Source organism: Massilia sp. Root351 (assembly GCF_001425045.1).
Lineage (GTDB): Bacteria > Pseudomonadota > Gammaproteobacteria > Burkholderiales > Burkholderiaceae_D > Rugamonas.
On sequence record NZ_LMDJ01000035.1, the window covers coordinates 1 to 17,590 of the forward strand.

14 protein-coding genes and 3 tRNA genes are annotated in these 17,590 nt (G+C 67.7%); 7 read left to right on the forward strand and 10 right to left on the reverse strand.

Annotated features, from left to right (window positions below; genetic code table 11):
• From ASD15_RS28350 to ASD15_RS28365, 4 genes are all read right to left on the reverse strand, one after another.
• Positions 1-332: GTP-binding protein (locus ASD15_RS28350; RefSeq protein WP_229418376.1), on the reverse strand; the 332-nt coding region annotated here is incomplete at its 3' end.
• Positions 333-413: 81 nt separating this feature from the next.
• Positions 414-488: transfer RNA gene (locus ASD15_RS28355), tRNA-Thr, on the reverse strand.
• A gap of 38 nt (positions 489-526) precedes the next feature.
• Positions 527-600 (reverse strand) — tRNA-Gly (locus ASD15_RS28360).
• A 49-nt stretch (positions 601-649) separates the two neighbouring features.
• Positions 650-733, reverse strand: a tRNA-Tyr gene (locus ASD15_RS28365).
• Between the two features lie 225 nt (positions 734-958).
• Between ASD15_RS28365 and ASD15_RS28370 the strand changes: the two genes are divergently transcribed.
• The gene (locus ASD15_RS28370) at positions 959-4,294 is read left to right on the forward strand and encodes an EAL domain-containing protein (RefSeq protein ID WP_057158376.1); all 3,336 of its coding nucleotides are present in this window, start codon (positions 959-961) and stop codon (positions 4,292-4,294) included.
• On the opposite strand, the gene ASD15_RS28375 is transcribed toward ASD15_RS28370, so the two are convergent.
• The 5 genes from ASD15_RS28375 to ASD15_RS28395 all read right to left on the reverse strand — a co-directional run bounded on the left by ASD15_RS28375 (position 4,257) and on the right by ASD15_RS28395 (position 11,826).
• Entirely contained in the window at positions 4,257-5,810 is a 1,554-nt protein-coding gene (locus tag ASD15_RS28375) for an HDOD domain-containing protein (protein WP_057158377.1), read from the reverse strand. The two genes, ASD15_RS28370 and ASD15_RS28375, sit on opposite strands and share 38 nt — an antisense overlap.
• A 57-nt stretch (positions 5,811-5,867) precedes the next feature.
• Positions 5,868-7,526: a response regulator gene (locus ASD15_RS28380; RefSeq protein ID WP_057158378.1), complete on the reverse strand. Its 1,659-nt coding sequence runs from the start codon at positions 7,524-7,526 to the stop codon at positions 5,868-5,870.
• 203 nt (positions 7,527-7,729) lie between these two features.
• Complete coding sequence (locus tag ASD15_RS28385) at positions 7,730-9,319, reverse strand: DUF3369 domain-containing protein (protein ID WP_057158379.1); 1,590 nt, start codon at positions 9,317-9,319, stop codon at positions 7,730-7,732.
• A gap of 190 nt (positions 9,320-9,509) precedes the next feature.
• On the reverse strand, positions 9,510-10,538 hold the full coding sequence (locus ASD15_RS28390; RefSeq protein ID WP_057158380.1) for a J domain-containing protein: 1,029 nt from the start codon (positions 10,536-10,538) through the stop codon (positions 9,510-9,512).
• A gap of 133 nt (positions 10,539-10,671) precedes the next feature.
• Positions 10,672-11,826 (reverse strand): class I SAM-dependent methyltransferase, encoded by a 1,155-nt coding sequence (locus ASD15_RS28395; RefSeq protein ID WP_057158381.1) that lies wholly within the window; start codon positions 11,824-11,826, stop codon positions 10,672-10,674.
• Between the two features lie 33 nt (positions 11,827-11,859).
• On the opposite strand from ASD15_RS28395, the gene ASD15_RS28400 reads away from it, so the two are divergent.
• The 6 genes from ASD15_RS28400 to ASD15_RS28425 all read left to right on the forward strand — a co-directional run bounded on the left by ASD15_RS28400 (position 11,860) and on the right by ASD15_RS28425 (position 15,785).
• Positions 11,860-12,669, forward strand: coding sequence for an SDR family oxidoreductase (locus ASD15_RS28400; protein ID WP_082552214.1), 810 nt, complete (start codon positions 11,860-11,862; stop codon positions 12,667-12,669).
• A gap of 30 nt (positions 12,670-12,699) precedes the next feature.
• Positions 12,700-13,098, forward strand: a complete 399-nt coding sequence (locus ASD15_RS28405; RefSeq protein ID WP_057158383.1) for a dihydroneopterin aldolase — start codon at positions 12,700-12,702, stop codon at positions 13,096-13,098.
• The gene (gene ttcA, locus ASD15_RS28410) at positions 13,098-14,033 is read left to right on the forward strand and encodes a tRNA 2-thiocytidine(32) synthetase TtcA (RefSeq protein WP_057158384.1); all 936 of its coding nucleotides are present in this window, start codon (positions 13,098-13,100) and stop codon (positions 14,031-14,033) included. The genes ASD15_RS28405 and ttcA overlap by 1 nt, the downstream gene beginning before the upstream one ends.
• Before the next feature lie 98 nt (positions 14,034-14,131).
• Positions 14,132-14,458 (forward strand): metalloregulator ArsR/SmtB family transcription factor, encoded by a 327-nt coding sequence (locus ASD15_RS28415; RefSeq protein ID WP_057158385.1) that lies wholly within the window; start codon positions 14,132-14,134, stop codon positions 14,456-14,458.
• Between the two features lie 13 nt (positions 14,459-14,471).
• Entirely contained in the window at positions 14,472-15,437 is a 966-nt protein-coding gene (locus tag ASD15_RS28420) for an acyl-CoA desaturase (protein ID WP_229418377.1), read from the forward strand.
• A 9-nt stretch (positions 15,438-15,446) separates the two neighbouring features.
• Positions 15,447-15,785, forward strand: coding sequence for a hypothetical protein (locus ASD15_RS28425; protein WP_057158387.1), 339 nt, complete (start codon positions 15,447-15,449; stop codon positions 15,783-15,785).
• A 19-nt stretch (positions 15,786-15,804) separates the two neighbouring features.
• Here ASD15_RS28425 and ASD15_RS28430 read toward each other — a convergent pair whose 3' ends face one another.
• Positions 15,805-17,583, reverse strand: a complete 1,779-nt coding sequence (locus tag ASD15_RS28430) for a M14 family zinc carboxypeptidase (RefSeq protein ID WP_057158388.1) — start codon at positions 17,581-17,583, stop codon at positions 15,805-15,807.
• Between the last annotated feature and the right edge of the window lie 7 nt (positions 17,584-17,590).

The following is a 17,590-nucleotide window of genomic DNA, read 5'->3' on the forward strand; positions in this document are numbered from 1 at the left end:
CCGTCGGCTGCGGAGCAAACCAGGATCGCGCCGTCCATCTGCGCAGCACCGGTAATCATGTTCTTGATGTAGTCGGCGTGGCCTGGGCAGTCAACGTGAGCGTAGTGACGGCCGGCGGTTTCGTATTCAACGTGCGCGGTGTTGATGGTGATGCCGCGTGCTTTTTCTTCTGGTGCAGCGTCGATCTGGTCGTATGCTTTGGCTTCGCCGCCGAATTTCTTCGACAGAACGGTTGCGATTGCAGCGGTCAGGGTGGTCTTGCCATGGTCAACGTGACCGATGGTGCCAACGTTCACGTGCGGCTTAGTCCGCTCGAACTTTTCTTTTGCCATTTTAGACTCCTAACAATGATAAGTGTGCAGGGCACGCGCCCGACTGTCTGAAGATACTGCTGATATTGGTACTGCGAATTCTGGTGCCCTTGACGTGGATTGAACACGTGGCCTCTCCCTTACCAAGGGAGTGCTCTACCACTGAGCTACAAGGGCTTTATTTGTTGCGATGTACCACATAGATGCAAGCTAACTGGAGCGGGTGAAGGGAATCGAACCCTCGTCGTAAGCTTGGAAGGCTTCTGCTCTACCATTGAGCTACACCCGCGAGGTTTAGATCATCTTCACTGCTATCACTCAGTTTTCTTGCAAAAACTTGGTGGAGGGGGCTGGATTCGAACCAGCGTACTCGAAAGAACAGATTTACAGTCTGTCGCCTTTAACCACTCGGCCACCCCTCCGCGAGGAACCGCAGAGTATGAAGCAACTTCTTTGACTTGTCAACACTAGTTTGCAGTTCGTTTTACCGTTCCACCTGCAAGCTGCGATGTTTCGTCTGCTTCGGGGCGAGATTGTAATCACAAGAATGTGAATGTGCAAGTGTTGTTTTTAAGTTGAATGATTTCTTATAGAATCGACACCATTCATGGGTCTTTGACGCACGCCCTGCCGACACTGGAGCCAGTTTGGAAACACAAGTCCTCCCCCGCCGCCGGCCACCCGCGCCGCCGGCCAAGACCCCATGGGCCGGCACGCTGCTGGCCAACGCCGCCCTGCTGCTGGCCTATGTGGCCACCGGCCGCATGGGCCTGGAGATGGCGCTGGGCGCCGCCTACGCCACGCCGCTGTTCCTGCCGGCCGGCATCGCGCTGGCCACCGTGTTCACGCTGGGGCCGCGCCTGCTGCCGGCCGTGGCGCTGGGCGCGGTGCTGGTCAACCTGATCCCGCTGGGCGCTTCCGGCGCGCTGACCTTCCCCGGCGGGCTGCCGCTGGGCGCGGCGCTGGCGTCCGGCGCCGGCGCCGCGCTGCAAGCGTGGATCGCCATGCTGGTGCTGCGGCGCGCGCTGCAGCCGGCGCTGGGGCGCGGGCGCGACGTGCTGGGCTTCTTGCTGCTGGCGCCGCTGCTCGCGCTGGTCAGCAGCAGCGTGGCGATCGGCGCCAGCGGCCTGCTCGGCACGCTGGCGCCGGCGGCGCTGCCGGTCAACTGGTTCACCTGGTGGCTGGGCGACACCACCGGCATGCTGCTGGCCGCGCCGCTGACCTGGATCGCCATCGGCCAGCCGCGCCCGCTGTGGCGGCGCCGGCGCTGGCTGGTCGGGCTGCCGCTGCTGGTGTCGAGCGCGGTGTTCGTGGCCATCTACTTCCAGGTCGAACACTGGGAGAACGCGCAGCAGATGCAGACCTTCCGCCTCAAGTCGCAGCAGCTGGGCGACCAGCTGCAGGCGCAGTTCAGCGAGCACGAACGCTTCATCTACGCCATGTCGAAGGCGCTCAACGATCCGCAGCGTGCGCTCAGCGCCAACGACTTCAGCAACTTCGCCTCCGGCTATCTCGACAAGCGTCCCGAGCTGCTGTCGATGAGCTGGCTCAAGCCGCTCAGCCACGCGCAGCGCCCGGCCTTCGAGCAGTGGGGCAAGCAAGTCATCGAACCGAACTTCGAGGTGCGCGAAGGAGACGCGGCGCAGCGCCTGCAACGCGCCGCGGCGCGCCCGCAGTACATGGTGTCGGTCTTTATCGAGCCGATGAGCAGCAAGCGCTACCTCGGCATCGACTTCTTCAGCGAGCCGGTGCGCGCCGAGGCGGTGCGCCAGGCGCTGCGCAGCGGCCAGCCCACCGTCAGCGCGCCGGTGGCGCTGTTCCGCCACGCCGCCGAGAAAGGCATGGTGCTGCTGCAGGCGGTGCACGCGGCCGGCGACGACGCCGACACCATCGGCATGCTGCTGATCTCCATCCACGCCGATTCCTACATCGAACGCGCGGTGGCGCAAGTGAACTTTCCGGCGCTGCAGGTGCGGCTGCAGGACGTCGGCGGCGCGCGGCCGCTGACCATGCACGACCGCCTGCCGCGCGCGGCGCAGGCCCCCGCGCAGGCCGGCGACGTGCAGCGCCGGCTGCGCTTCGGCGGCCGCGACTACCTGCTCACAGTCGCGCCGTCGGCCGACTACGTGGCGGCCCAGCGCGGCTGGCAAAGCTGGACCGTGCTCACCTGCGGCCTGCTGCTGACCGCGCTGCTGGGCGGCATGATGCTGCTGATCTCGGGCGAGCGCGCGCTGATCCAGGCCCAGGTCAAGGACGCCACGGCACGCCTGCGCGAGCGCGAGGCCCGGCTGCAGGCCATCCTCGACAAGGCGGCCGACGCCATCCTCACCATCGGCAGCGACGGCACCCTGGTGTCGGCCAACGGCGCGGCCGGGCGCCTGTTCGGCTATGCGCCCGAACAGATGCCGGGCCTGCGCCTGGAGCACCTGCTGCCGGTGGCCGAGGGCGACACCGCCGCCGGCCTGCTGCGCAGCATCGCCAGCGGCGTGACCCACGAGCACGAGGCGACCGGCTGGCGCAGCGATGGCAGCGCCTTCCCGCTGGCGGTGTCGGTCAGCGAGGTGGAGCTGCCGGACGAGCACCTGTTCGTGGCCATCCTGCACGACCTGACCGAGCAGCAGCGGTCGCAGGAGCGCATCTACCGGCTGGCCCACCACGATCCGCTCACCGGCCTGGACAACCGGCTGTCGCTGAACCTGCGGCTGGACCAGCTGCTGGCCCAGTCGCGCCGCAGCCAGTCCGACGGCGCTGTGATGTTCATCGACCTCGACCACTTCAAGAAAATCAACGACACCCATGGCCATCAAGTGGGCGACTTGCTGCTGATCGGTGTGGCCAACCGCCTGCGCGAGCTGCTGCGCGAGGTGGACACCATCGCCCGCCTGGGCGGGGACGAGTTCATCGTGCTGGCCGGCGGCAGCGCCAGCCAGCCCATCACGCCCGACAGCGCCAGCCAGGTGGCGGTGCGCGTCGTGGAAGCGTTGAGCGCGCCCTTTGTGCTGCAGGGAAAAACCATCCACAGCGGCGCCAGCGTGGGCGTGGCCATGTTCCCGTCCGACGGCAACGACGCGGCCACCCTGCTGCGCCACGCCGACACCGCCATGTACGCCGCCAAGAGCCAGGGCCGGGGCAACTTCCAGTTCTTCTCGCCGGCCATGAACGCCGCCACCCACGAGCGCCTGCTGCTGGAGAGCCGGCTGTGGCAGGCGCTGGAGCAGGGCCAGTTCGAGCTCTACCTGCAGGCCCAGGTGGAGCTGGGCGGCGGCGCGGTGATCGGCGCCGAGGCGCTGCTGCGCTGGCACCACCCCGAGCTGGGCATGGTGGGGCCGGACCGCTTCATCCCGATCGCCGAGGAATCCGGCCTGATCCTGCCGCTGGGCGAATGGGTGCTGAAGAGCGCCGTGCAGCGCCTGCAAGCATGGCGGGACGGCGGCCTGGGCCATCTGCGGCTGGCGGTCAACCTGTCGGCGCGGCAGTGCCACGGCAGCGCCCTGCTGCCGCTGCTGGACCGGCTGCTGGCCGACAGCGGCATCGATCCGGCCCTGCTGGAACTGGAGATCACCGAGTCGGCCGCCATGCAGGATCCGGAGCGCAGCCGCAAGCTGCTGCGCGAATTGCGCTCGCGCGGGCTGAAGGTGGCCATCGACGACTTCGGCACCGGCTATTCCTCGCTCAGCTACCTGAAGCTGTTCGAGCTGGACCGCATCAAGATCGACCGCGGCTTCGTCAAGGACATCGAGACCGACCCGAACGACGCGGTGATTGTCGCCACCACGATCGCGCTGGCGCATTCGCTGGGGCTGCAGGTGATTGCCGAAGGGGTGGAGACGGTGGCCCAGCGCGAGTTCCTGCGCAGCAAGGGCTGCGAGGAGGCGCAGGGCTATCTGTTCGCGCGGCCCGTGCCGGTGGCCGAGTTCGAGGCGTACGCGGCGCAGGCTCGCCGGCTCACGGCGGCGTCAGCGCCGCCAGAACCTGCCCTTTGAGGGCGCGGATCAGGGAGGTTTCATCGGGCGGCACGCCTTCCGGCGCGGGCGCGCTGCGGTCGGCGTAGAACAGGCCCAGCTGCACGCCCTGCACCACCAGCGGCAGCACGATGAAGCTGCGCGCGTCCGGCAGCAGCTTGCGGTGCCAGTCCGGCAGCAGGTCGCGGATCTTGGGCGCGCCGGCGTCGGCGATCATCAGGTCGGCGTCGTTGCGCATGGCCAGGTGGAACAGGTCGCTGCCGGTCCCGGGCGTCATGGGAAAGGCGAAACCGGCCATGCGCGCGGCGTGCTTTTCGCCGAACGCGATGCGGGCCCGGAAGCTGCCGCTGCGCGCGTCCTTCAGGCACACGGTGGCGAAGCGGAAGCCCAGGCTGCGGTACAGCGTTTCCAGCACCGCCTGGATCACTTCGTTGACCTTGCAGCGCCCGGCCGCGCGCATCTGCGCCACTTCCTGCACGCCGGCCAGCAACTGCTCGCGCGCGTTATAGGGCTTGCCGCTGGCGTGCTGCCCCTCGGGCAGGCTGCCGCCGGCGTCCATGGTCGACAGCAGCAGCACGTTCGGCAAGCCCGCCGTGACCTCCTCTTGCGGCGGCGGCGCCGGCTGCAGCTGCAGGCTGTCGAGCAGCTCGTCCATCTCGACGCGGGCCGCGCCCAGCATGTCCTCCAGGCGCTGGCGTTCCAGCCCCAGCGCCGCGCCGTAGCGCTCGAACAGCGCGCGCGCCGCGTCGGCCGACAGGCCGCCGGGCCGGGCCAGCGCGCGCGCCGCGTCCATGCTGAACGACACCACCAGCCGCACCCAGTCCTGCCGGCTGGGCGGCGGCTTGTGCAGCGGCGCCGGCGGCAGCGTGCCGATCGAGCGCACGATCACGTCCGGAATTTTCCATTCGTTGAGGATGGCGGCCGACAGGGTGTCGTAGGTACTGCCCAGTATCATTTGCGAGGCCTGGCTGACGCTGTGCGCGCCGCCGGCCACCAGCGCATTGATTTCGCGGTAGCGCTCGTGCTGCTGGGAGGCGATCAGCAGCGGGCCGATGTTCTTGAACAGCGCGCCGATCGAGGCTTCCTCGGCGCCCTGGTAGGCGGACAGGCGCGCCAGTTCGCGCCCGATCAGGCTGGCGCACAGCGCCGCCTCCAGCTCCACCCGCACGCTTTGCGCGTGCTTGCCGTTGTCCAGCGTGTCGACCAGCAGCATGGCCAGCGCGGTGGTCTTGACGTTGTCGAAGCCGAGCAGGGAAATCGCGCGCGAGATGGTGGTGACGGCAATGCCGCCCACGCTGCGGTAGCGCGGCGTGTTGGCGATGCGCAGCACCTTTTGCGTCAGGGCCGCGTCCGACAGCACATAGTAGGCCAGCTCCTGGGTGCCGCCTGCGTCCGAATCGACCAGCTGCACCACGCGCCCCACCGAGACGCCCAGCGCGAACACGCCCTCGTCGCTGCAGAGTTTCTTCAGCAGCAGGCCGCGGACGGGCCGCACGTCGGTGCGCGGATCGGAACTCGGAGGGACTGCTGTTGGCATGGCGCTGGGTCCGGTAAGGTGGCAAGGCCATTGTAGCGCCGCCCGCCGCGCGCCGCGCTAGATTGCCGCCAGCCTGCCGGCCCGGATGTTGTATTTCTTCAATATGTCCAGGTGCAGCGCGGACAGTGCGGTCAACTTGGGGTTGACCGGGTCCAGCCGGCGCACGCTGGCGATCAGGTTCAGCGCGTCCTGCCCCAGCATCGCGTCCCAGCCGGTGTTCTCCAGGCACTTGAGCACCGCCACGGCCGCGTTGAACACCACCTGGCCGTTGTCCGGCAGCTTGGCCACCGCCTCCATCATCAGCTCCACTGCGCCGCGGAAATCGCCTTCCTTGGCGCGCGCCGCGCCCACCGCCACCATGTCCACCACCTCCTGCCGGCTTTCGGCCGCCAGCTGCTGCGCCAGCTCGCCCTGGCCGGCGTCCTCCAGCACCCGCATGGCCTTGGCCATGGCGGCCGCGTTGCCGGCGTTGCGCATCACGCCGCGCAGCACTTCGGCGGCCTGCTCCGGCTTGCCGCCTTCCAGACAGGTGCGCGCCAGTTCCAGCCGCAGGTCGCTGGACAGGCCGCTGGCGCGGCGGCAGCCGGCCAGCGCGAAGTGGATGGACTGCTCCAGCCGTTCCTCGTTGCCGGTGTATTCGTGCAGCATGGCAGAGGCAATGGCGCTGCATACGGCCGTGTTGCGCTGCCCGGCCAGCGCTTTGTCGAGGTCGCGGATCACGGCGGCAGCCTGCACCGGGTCGCCCTTCTTCACCAGCGCCGAGACCAGCCGCGCGTGGTCTTCGGGATCGCGGAATTCGGAGAAGCGGGCCTTGCTGACCACCTGTTTCCAGGCCTGCTCGGCCGCGTCCAGGTCGCCCGCCTCCAGCGCCACCTCGCCCAGGCGGCGCAAGCGCCGCACCGCGTGCGGCGACAGCTCCAGCGCCTCGCTCAGCACGGCTTGCGCGCGGCGCCAGTCGCTGCCCACCTCGTGGGTGCGCGCCAGCCAGTCGTAGGCGTCCAGGAAGCGCTTGTTCTGGTCCACCAGCGCCGCCAGCATGGCTTGCGACTCCGCGTGCGCGCCGCGCAGGAACAGGCACTTGGCCTGGCCCAGCCGGGCCCAGTGGATGCTCTTGCTGGCGTACAGCTCGGCGTAAATCGGTTCGGCCAGCTCCGGCTCGCCCAGCTCCACATGCAGCTCGGCGCGCAGGCGCTGGAAGTCGGCCGCGTAGCGCGGCTGCCCGCGCTCGCCGTCCAGGCAGGCGGCAATGGCACCGCGCTGGTCGCCCAGCGCCACCAGCTGGCGGATGCCGGACAGCGCGCTGCGCTTGTCGAGCGCGCGGGCGATGCGCTCGAGCATATTGTCGGCTGTGAAAGGTTTCAGGATGTAATCGTTCGGCTGCAGCTCGGCGGCGCTGACCACCTTGTTGAACTGGCCCTCGCCGGTGACCATGAAGAACAGCGTGGCCGGCTGGATCAGCCGGTGGTGGCGCAAGTCCTCCAGCATTTGCTGGCCGTCCTGGCCGCCGTCCAGGCTGTATTCGCACAATACGATGTCGTATGTCTTGCTGGAGAGCATGCGCACCGCCTGGCCGGCGCTGCTGGCGTCCTCGATACGGGTCACGCCGCACAGGTTGAGCATATTGTGCAGGCTGGCGCGCATGCCGGGATGGGGCTCGATGATGAGCGCGCTCAGGCCGCTGCTCAGGCCGGTGCTCAGGCCGGTGGATTGGTTCATGTGGGTGGTGTCGCTATCCGTCTGCGCATGGGCGGGGCGCACGTGATGGCAGCGGCGCAGGGATGCGGCGGCGTACTGCCTACAGGCAAAGTATAGTACGGATGCGTGAGCATCGGAGAGATTTGGAGAGAATTGCGGGGCATCGGGCGCGCCATGCGGCTGCGGCGGGGCTGGCCCGCCACAGTGGGCATGCCGGACGCCGCCTATTTGGCCGACTGCGGCTGCTGCCCCAGCTGCGGATCGCGTTCGATCACCTCCAGCAGCGCCTGCACCACTTCCGGGTCGAACTGGCTGCCGCTGCGGGCCTTGATGTAGGTCATCACCTCCGGATACGGCCACGGTTCCTTGTAAGGACGCTCGTGCAGCAGCGAATCGAACACGTCCACCACGGCCACGATGCGGGCCGACAGCGGGATGGCGCGCCCCTTCAGCCCGTTCGGATAGCCCTGGCCGTCGAAATGCTCGTGGTGGCTGCCGGCGATCTCGGCGCCGAAGTGCAGGTAGCTGGGCCCGTCCACCATGTTGGCGGCGCGCTCCAGGATGGTGCGGCCCACGTCGGCGTGGGTCTGCATCTGCACCCGCTCTTCCGGCGTGTGCACGCCCGGCTTGAGCAGGATATGGTCCGGCGTGGCCACCTTGCCCACGTCGTGCAGGATGCTGGCCAGGCCTATCATGTCCAGCAGTTGCGGGGTCAGCTCGTCCTGGTACACGCCGCGCTCCTTCATGCGCGCGGCAATCGCCGACGACAGCGCCTGCACCCGCCGCACGTGGCCGCCGGTACCGCTGTCGCGGAACTCGGCCAGGTCGGCCAGCGCCACCACGGTCGCTTCCTGCGCCTTGCGCAGCTGGCCGAACATGTACAGGTTGTCGAACGCGGCGGCGATGCGCTGGCAGAACACTTCCAGCAAGTCGCGCTGGATCTGCGCCAGCGGCCAGGGCGGCGTGACGGAAATGGCCACTTCGCGCTCCTGGGTGTGGATGAACAGCACGTTGGCGGGATGGTCGAACTGGCTCTTCTTTTCTGCGAAGGCCTTGGCGATAGTGGGCCACAGCGGATGTTCGGGCGGCATGCGTTCGTTGTCGGCCAGCGGCGCGTAGTGGCCGGTGGCGGCCACCACGGTGGCCGGACCGTTCTCGCCCTGCATCAGGCACAGCACGCCGTCCGCCCCCACGTCGAGGATGGCCGACACCTGGTTCAGCACGCCGGAGGCGAACTCGCGCAGCGAGTGGATCTGGTACAGATTGGTGGCGCCGGCCAGGATCTTGCCCAGGCCCACGCGGCTGCGCTCGAGCATGTTCAGGCTCTCGTAGGCGCGCAGCGCCGAGATCACCGTGGTAAACAGCTTCTGCGTGGTCAGCTCGGTCTTGGCCTTGTAGTCGTTGATGTCGTACTCGATGATGACGCGCTGCTCGGGCGCCTGGCCCGGCTGGCCGGTGCGCAGCACCACGCGCACGATGGCGTTGTGCAGCTCTTCGCGGATGCGGCGCGCCAGCAGCAGGCCGGCGTCGTCGGTTTCCATCACCACGTCCAGCAGCACCAGGGCGATGTCCGGGGTGTCGCGCAGGATGTCGTAGGCTTCGCGCCCGCTATAGGCCGAGAACAGCTCCAGCTCGCGGCCCTTGAAGCTGACGTTGCGCAGCGCAAGACGGGTCACCGCGTGCACATCGACGTCGTCGTCGACAATCAGCACGCGCCACAAGCGCTGGTCCAGCGCGGACACGCCGGCCACCGGCGCGTCCTCTTCATCCTCGTCGAGCAGCCAGTTTTCGTCTGCAGCGTTTGAATCGGTCATACGTTCTCCAAGGTCGCGCGATGCCGCGCGGACACGCTCTGCCGGCGCTCAATCTGTGGTTCCCAGCATAATCAGATTTTAATAGCCTGACAACCCCTGCCGTCGGCCGCGCCGCATCCTGGCAACATCATGCCGAGCATGGGAAAAACGGGCCGCACGGCAGCATGCGCCGGCGTGGGCCGCAGACGGATTACTGCGGCGCTGGCCGCCGGCAGCCCGCCCGGTCGGCGGCCGGGTCGATGTTCTGGTAGCGGATTTCGTATTTGCCGCTGGCGAGCTTGTCGACCACCCAGCTGTCGCGCGCCAGCACGTAGGCGTAGCGCACATTCGATTTGCGCTCCAGGTCGTACACCTTGATGAAGACGGGCGAGTCGTTGCCGCCGTTGTCCAGCGTCAGCTGCATGTCCTCGCCCTTGTTCTGGATCGGGAAGCCCGCCACGTAGCCGGACTGCGCCGGCCACGGCTCGCCGTTGGGCGCGGCCAGCACGGCCGCCTGGCCGTCGCTGTCGCAATCGGCGGCCGCCGCGGCGGCAGTGCCCGGCAGCACCACCTGCGACAGCGCCACCACCTTGATCAGCGGCGCGCGCAGCACGCCGCTCTCGGCGGCGTAGGGCTTGGCGACAGCCCAGCTGTCGGCCAGCGCATCGGCCTTGGCGTCGTGCCGGGCGCCGGGCGCCGGCACGCCGGAGGCGGCGGCCGAGGACGACGGAGCGCCCGCCGGCGCACCGGCCGACGCGCTCAACTCGCTTTTATTGCCCAGCGCGGCGGCCAGCACGGCCTGCAGGCGCGGCTGGCCGGCCGACATCACGCCGCCCACCCAGCCCAGCATCAGGCTGGCGCCCAGCGCCACGCCCCATTTCCAGTTGCGGCGCCAGGCCGGGCGCGCTGCGCGCGGCTCGTCCACCTGCTCCGGCCAGGCGTGGTCCGGTGCCGCGTGGCGGGCCGGCTTGTGGCCGTCCTCGTGGCGCGTGCTTTCCAGCCACTCGATCTCCCATTCCTCGGCGGCAATCCACTCGTCGTGCTCCTTGCGGCGCTGCGGATCGGCCAGCGTGCCGTAGGCGCTGTTGAGGATGGCCATGATGCGCGCCGCCTTTTCATCACCGGGATTCTTGTCGGGGTGGTATTTCTGGCTGAGCGCCTTGTAGGCGGCACGTATGACTTCCTGCGGCGCCATGCGCGCCACTTTCAGGTTGTCATAGTGAGTGTGTATCTTTCCCATCGTTCCATTAACTTTTCGACAAGCGCGCCGCGACGGGGGGCCGCGCTGAATCGACCATCATAGCTGATTCCGGGCCGTCAATCCCATCTTACAACTGATGAACAGCCGATGAAAAGCATGGCAATTCGTACAATTACAGGCGATGGCTGCGGTCGGCGGCGGCCAGCGCAGGCGGCAGCTGCACGTTATTTCCTATAACCAACACTTTAAACAGCTCGCCCATCTCGGCCGGCGACAGCAGCCGCTGCAGGGCATTTGCCTGTGGCAAATACGCCATAGCGTCGGACGGATCGGTGCGCAGCAGCAGCTCGCCGACCCCGGCGCCGATCAGGAAGGAGGCCTGGTTCATATAGGCCAGCACGGCGGCGCCGGCGTCCTGCGCGGCCACCGCCATGGCGGTGAAGTCGACGTGGGCGGTAATGTCCTGCAAGCCCGGCAGGTAGAACGGCTCGGCGTGCGCGTGGTGGCGGTAGTGGCACATCAGGGTGCCTTTGTCGCGCTGGTCCAGGTAGTACTCGTGGCCGGGGAAGCCGTAGTCGAACAGGAAGGCCGCGCCGCTGCCCCTGGCCATCATGCGCGCCAGGGTGGCCATGAAGCCGCAGGCGGTGCCGTGCAGCTCGGTCTCGTAGCCTTCGGGCAAGCCGGCTTCCTGCTCGGCGCCGATCTGGCTGGCCAGCTGCTGCTGCAGCTCGCCGCCCAGCGCGTGCTCTTCGTAGGCGAAACGGCCGGCCTCCACGGTCACGTGCAGTTCGCGCCAGCCGGCGGCCGTCTTGCGCACCAGGTGCACCGGCATGGCGTCCAGCACTTCGTTGCCGAACACCACGCCGTCCCAGGCGTCCGGCAAGGCGTCCAGCCACACCACCTGCGGGAAGGCGCGCAGCTTGTCCTGCTGGCGCGCGCGCAGTTCGCCCGACAATTCCACGATGGCGTACTGCTCCAGCGCCACGCCGGCGGCCGCCAGCTCGGTCAGGATGTCGAAAGCCAGCTTGCCGGTGCCGGCGCCGAACTCGAGGATGCGGGGCGCGCTTTGAGCGATAATAGCGCCTGCCACGCGGGCCAGCGCGGCGCCGAACAGCGGCGTCAGCTCGGGGGCGGTTGTAAAATCGCCATCCTTGCCCAGTTTGGCGGCGCCGCCGCTGTAGTAGCCCAGGCCGGGCGCGTACAGGGCCAGCTCCATGAAGCGGGCGAAGGGAATGGCGCCCGGCGCGCGCTCGATATCGGCGGCGATCAGGTGCTGCAAGGCGTGGGACGCGGCCAGCGCGTCGCTAGAGGGTGCGGGTAGGGACATCCCGGCATTTTAAACAATTCGACGGAACTATTCATGACTCAGGCAGAGAACACGGTCCCGGCAGGGGCCGGGCCGGCGGCGGCCGCAGTCGCTCCGGTTGCGCTGGTGACCGGCGCCGGGCGCCGCATCGGGCGCGCCATCGCGCTCGGCATGGCGCGCGCCGGCTGGGACGTGGCGGTGCACTACCGGCATTCGCTGGCCGAGGCGCAGCAAGTGGTGGCGCAGATCGCCGCCCTGGGCCGGCGCGCCATCGCCCTGCCCTGCGACCTGGCCGACGAGGCGGCCGTGCGGCGCCTGCTGCCGCAGGCGGCCGGCGTGCTGGGGCCGGTGGCCTGCGTGGTCAACAACGCCTCGCTGTTCGATTACGACAGCGCGGCCGACTTCACGCAGGCGCGGCTGGCAGCGCACATGGCGGCCAATGTGGCCGCGCCCATCCTGCTGGCGCAGGCGCTGCACGCGGCCACGCCGGACGGGGCCCAGGCCGTGGTTTTGAATCTGCTGGACCAAAAACTGTACAATCTCAATCCCGACTTCCTGTCCTATACCTTGTCCAAGGCCGCGCTGCACACGGCCACGACCTTGCTGGCCCAGGAACTGGCGCCGAAAGTGCGCGTGGTCGGCATCGCGCCCGGCATCACGCTGGTGTCCGGCGACCAGAGCGAGGCGGGCTTCGCCAAGGCGCACACGCAAACGCCGCTGGGCCGTTCCAGCACGCCGGAGGACATCGTGGCCGCCGTGCTGTACGCGGCCGGCGCGCGCGCGCTGACCGGCACCACCCTGCTGGTGGACGGCGGCCAGCATTTGCAGGCCTCGCCGCGCGACGTGATGTTCCTCGCCAAATAACTCTTTATACTCTTTACTGAAAGTTCAACCATGCTGTCCGCCCTGACCCACCCCCGGCTCCAAGACTGCCGCCGCCTGTTCCTGCGCAACTACGAAGTGCTGATCAACATCGGCGTGCACGATTTCGAGAAGAAGGGCGAGCAGCGCGTCCTGATCAATGTGGACCTGTACATTCCGCTGGCGCTGTCGACCCCGACCGCCGACGAGCTGCACGAAGTGGTGGACTACGACTTCATGCGCGACACCATCGCGCGCCGCATGGCCGAGGGCCATGTGCACCTGCAGGAAACCCTGTGCGACGACGTGGTCAAAGCCATGCTGACGCACCCGCGCGTGCGCGCCGTGCGCGTATCGACCATGAAACCGGACGTCTACCCGGATTGCGAAGGCGTGGGCGTGGAAGTGTTCCGCATTAAGGATGACGTGTAATGAACGCAGTGATGGAAAACCTGGCCGGCGCGCCAGTGGCCCCGGCCGGCAAGTCGGCCGAAAAGATCGCACTGGAAAACAACAAGCTGCACAAGCGCCTGTGCCGCCTGGTAGGCCAGGCCATCGGCGACTTCAACATGATCGAAGACGGCGACAAGGTGATGGTGTGCCTGTCCGGCGGCAAGGACAGCTACGCGCTGCTGGACATCCTGATGACGCTGCGCGAGCGCGCGCCGATCAATTTCGAGATCGTGGCCGTCAACCTGGACCAGAAGCAGCCCAACTTCCCGGCCGACATCCTGCCGGCCTACCTGGACAAGCTGGGCATCCCCTACCACATTGAAAACCAGGACACCTACAGCATCGTCAAGCGCCTGATTCCGGAAGGCAAGACCACCTGCTCGCTGTGCTCGCGCCTGCGGCGCGGCATCCTGTACCGGGTGGCCGACGAGCTGGGCTGCAACAAGATCGCCCTCGGCCACCACCGCGACGACATCCTGGAAACCTTCTTCCTCAATATGTTCTTCGGCGGCAAGCTCAAGGGCATGCCGGCCAAGCTGGTGTCGGACGACGGCAAGCACATGGTGATCCGCCCGATGGCCTACGTGAAGGAAGTGGACACCGAGCGCTACGCCGAGGTGAAGGGCTTCCCCATCATCCCGTGCGACCTGTGCGGCTCGCAGGAAAACCTGCAGCGCAAGCAGATCAAGAACCTGATGCGCGAATGGGACAAAAAGCACCCGGGCCGGGTGGACAACATCTTTTCGTCGCTGTCGACGGTGGTGCCGTCGCACCTGATGGACCGCGACCTGTTCGGCTTCAAGGACATCAAGGCCGACGGCCAAGCCAACCCGCTGGGCGACATCGCCTTCGACGAAGAGCCCTGCTCCACGCCGAGCACCCTGCCCGGCACCATCCCGCTGCAGCCGCTGTAACCCTCCCCAAATATGCACAAGCCCCTCCTGCTTTACACCAGGCGCGCACTCATCGGCTAATGTATTAACAAATTCGTTAATTATCTAATTCAGTCATCATGTCCCTCGACAAAGTTTTTGAAGCGCTCGCGTCTGCGCCACGCCGCAAGATCCTGGCTTATCTGGCCGAAGCGGAGATGAACACGTCCGAGCTGGCGGCGCGCTTCGAGATGAGCGCGCCGGCGATTTCTCGTCACCTGTCGGTGCTGGAGAACGCGGGGCTGATCAGCAGCGAACGGCGCGGCCAGTTCGTGTTCTACAAGCTCACCGCCGGCAACGTCGCCAACACGCTCACCAGCTACGCGCTGGAACTGTGCCCCACCGGCAGGCCGCTCAAACGTGAGTCCGCCGTCATCGCCGCTCGGCGGCGCAACCGCAAAGACTAGACCGGAGAATGCCATGCCCCCGATGCCAGACAGCCTGAAACAGCACCGCGTCCAGAACGCGGACCCCGCAGGCGTGATCCGGGGCACGGTGCGCTATGCGCCCCTCAAGTCGCTGTGGTTCAGCGGCATGGCGGGCACCGCGCTGCTCGGAGGCTTCGCCACTTTCACCTGGACCGCCTTCGCCCTCTTCCTCGCCGCCACCGGCTTTGTGCTGCTGTTCGGCCACTCGCTGGGCAGCCACCGCAAGCTGATACACGACAGTTTCCAATGCCCGAAATGGCTGGAGTACGCGCTGGTGTACTGCGGCGTGCAGGTCGGCCTGGCCGGCCCGCTCGGCCTGCTGCGCCAGCATGAATTGCGCGACTACGCGCAGCGCATGCCGGACTGCCACGACTACCTGCGCCACGGCCGAGGTTTCTGGCGCGACGGCTGGTGGCAGATTCACTGCCACCTGGCGCTGGACACGCCGCCCGCCATCCGGCTCGAACCGGCCATCGCACAGGACCGTTTCTACCGCTTCCTGGAACGCACCTGGATGCTGCAGCAGCTGCCGCCGGCCTTGCTGCTGTATGCCATCGGCGGCTGGGGCTTTGTGGTGTGGGGCGTGTGCGCCCGCATCGCGGCAGGCATCTTCGGGCACTGGCTGATCGGCTACTTCGCGCACAACAACGGCCCCATGCACGCCGAGGTGCGCGGCGCGGCGGTGCAGGGCCACAACATCCGCTTCGTGTCCTTGCTGACCATGGGCGAATGCTGGCACAACAACCACCACGCGTATCCGGGATCGGCCTGCCTCGGCCTGTACGCCGGCGAATGGGACCCGGGCTGGTGGACCTTGCTGGTGCTGCGCCGCGCCGGCCTGGTGTGGGGCTTGCGCCTGCCGCACCAGCTGCCGCCCCGGCCCGAGCTGCGCAAGCTGGATGCGCTGCAGCATTCCCCTTGCGTCGCCCCTCCGCTCATGAGCACTATCTCAACTTAAGGATAGGCCATGAAGGTAGACATCAACGCCAACGCAGTGCAGGGCAAGCTGGAATTCGTCAAGAAAATGGGCTCCGCCGATTTCCGGGCGGCGCTGGACGGCGCCATGGAGGGTGGTCCCGCGCTGGCGAAGGATGCAGCGGCGGAGCTGGAAGCTTACATGAAGCAGACGCCCGCAGAACGCATGCGCGAGGCGCTGCTGAAGAAGCTGGGCATCAGCGAGGAGGAACTGGCCGCCATGCCGCCGGAGCAGCGCAAGGCCGTCGAGGACAAGCTGGGCGAACTGGTGGTCGAGGAGATGCAGAAGACCGAGCAGAAAAAAGGCACCCGTATCGACACGAGTGCCTGAGCGTGCCTGCGCTAAAGGATCAACGCACCACGGCGCTGCGCATCACCGGGTACAGCTTGAAGCGCTCGTCCCACGATGCGTGGCGGCGGGCGAAGAACTCCAGGCGCTGGGCGGAACTGGCGGCGAACGCGGGGTCGGTGTCCAGCTTGCGCTTGAACTCGGCCGCCACGGCCGGATCCCGCAACTGCTCGCGCGCCACTTCCTCGGCCACGTATTCCTCCATGTACTCCTTGCGCTCGAAGGCATTGTTGAAAGCGCCCCAGGCCAGCAGCGAATCGGCGCTCAGCGGCTCCAGCATGGCCACCACCAGGCGCGACTTGGGCTGCGCGATCGGCACGAACAGCGCGCCGCGGCCCACGTCGCGCGCTTCCTTCTGCCACCCGCCTTCCACCGCCAGCGCCTGGCGGCCTTCAAACGATTGCGCGCCGAACTTGCTCTTGTCGGCGCGGAAGGTCTCCACCTCCACCTTGCCCAGGTCCGCGTTGAGCACCTTGTAGCTGATGCCGTGCTGCTTCAGCTTGTCTGCCACCATGGACGCCTGCCCGGCCGGCACCAGGTAGCCGCCGGCCGGCGCCGCCAGCTGCAAGTTGGGCACCACTTCGTCGCGCAGCGGCACGGTCCAGGTCTGCGGCTTGCTCTCGTCGTAGCGGGTCCACAGCGCGCCGGACACGTCGGACGGGGTGCGCGTGTACTCGTAGCCCGCGAACTGGATCATGCGCGTGCGGTCGGTGGTGCGGTAGCTGAGCGGCACCAGCTGGTTGCCCAGGTTCAGCGCGCGCTCGTCGGCCGCCTGCGCCAGCTTGCGCCACTCGGCGCCGTGCTCGGCCACCTGCGACAGCAGCGAGACGATGGTGTTGCGCGTGATGCGCACGCGGGTCGGATAATCCTTCCACGAATGGGTTTCCACCAGCATCGCGAAACGGTTGCGCAGCGGGAAGTAGCCGGTCGAAAAGCGCGGCGCCGGCATGCTGTCCTCGAAGCCCGACTGCGGGTCGTCGGTCTTGGCGAAGGAGATGTAGAAATGCTTGGGATCGGAGCCCTGCTTGCGCAAGTCGTCCATCACCGCTTCGCGCAGCGCCAGGCCGGCCGGCATCAGCGCCGCGTCGCCGCCGTGCACCGGCTCCACCTGGATCGACACGTCCGGCTGGAACTTGGCGCCATCGGTGACGTGCAGGTCGATATAGGCCAGCGGGTCCCAGGCGTTGACCAGCGCCAGCATGGCGTGCATTTCCGGCGCGTCGGCCTTGATGTAGTCGCGGTTCAGGTTGTAGTTCTGCGACGTGGTGCGCCAGCCCATGGCCAGCGGGCCGCGCTGGTTGGGACGGTTCCACTGGCCGAAGCGCTCGTGGCCGTCGACGTTAAACACCGGCACGAACAGCAGCACCTGCTTGTCCAGCGCGCCCGGCGCGGCCTTGCCCTCCAGCGCTTCGCGCAGCGCCAGGAAGCCGGCGTCCTTGCCGTCGATCTCGCCGGCGTGGATGCCGCCCTGCACCAGCAGCACCGGCAGGCCGCGTTTTTTGGCCTGCTCCGCCGTCAGCGCGCCGGTGCGCGACACGGCCAGCGCCAGCATCGGCCGGCCTTCCGGCGTGCGGCCGAATTCGAAGCAGCGCACCTGCTTGGGGTAGGCGGACTGGAAAGCCTTGCACAGCTGCTGCACTTCCTCGTAGCGGCCGGTTTCCTGGAAACCGGAGCGCTCCGCAGCGGTGACCAGCGTGGACGGGGCGGCGGCATGGGCCAGGGGCAAATGGGTCAGCGGCAAGGCGGCGGACAGGGCGAGCAGCAAGGCACTACGTTTCATGTATCGG

Bases quoted from the DNA above. Each gene is read 5' to 3' on its own strand.
- ASD15_RS28375 (WP_057158377.1), bottom strand. From the start codon at position 5,810: ATGCCAACAGCAGTCCCTCCGAGTTCCGATCCGCGCACCGACGTGCGG.
- ASD15_RS28380 (WP_057158378.1), bottom strand. From the start codon at position 7,526: ATGAACCAATCCACCGGCCTGAGCACCGGCCTGAGCAGCGGCCTGAGC.
- ASD15_RS28385 (WP_057158379.1), bottom strand. From the start codon at position 9,319: ATGACCGATTCAAACGCTGCAGACGAAAACTGGCTGCTCGACGAGGAT.
- ASD15_RS28390 (WP_057158380.1), bottom strand. From the start codon at position 10,538: ATGGGAAAGATACACACTCACTATGACAACCTGAAAGTGGCGCGCATG.
- ASD15_RS28395 (WP_057158381.1), bottom strand. From the start codon at position 11,826: ATGTCCCTACCCGCACCCTCTAGCGACGCGCTGGCCGCGTCCCACGCC.
- ASD15_RS28400 (WP_082552214.1), top strand. From the start codon at position 11,860: ATGACTCAGGCAGAGAACACGGTCCCGGCAGGGGCCGGGCCGGCGGCG.
- ASD15_RS28405 (WP_057158383.1), top strand. From the start codon at position 12,700: ATGCTGTCCGCCCTGACCCACCCCCGGCTCCAAGACTGCCGCCGCCTG.
- ttcA (WP_057158384.1), top strand. From the start codon at position 13,098: ATGAACGCAGTGATGGAAAACCTGGCCGGCGCGCCAGTGGCCCCGGCC.
- ASD15_RS28415 (WP_057158385.1), top strand. From the start codon at position 14,132: ATGTCCCTCGACAAAGTTTTTGAAGCGCTCGCGTCTGCGCCACGCCGC.
- ASD15_RS28420 (WP_229418377.1), top strand. From the start codon at position 14,472: ATGCCCCCGATGCCAGACAGCCTGAAACAGCACCGCGTCCAGAACGCG.
- ASD15_RS28425 (WP_057158387.1), top strand. From the start codon at position 15,447: ATGAAGGTAGACATCAACGCCAACGCAGTGCAGGGCAAGCTGGAATTC.
- ASD15_RS28430 (WP_057158388.1), bottom strand. From the start codon at position 17,583: ATGAAACGTAGTGCCTTGCTGCTCGCCCTGTCCGCCGCCTTGCCGCTG.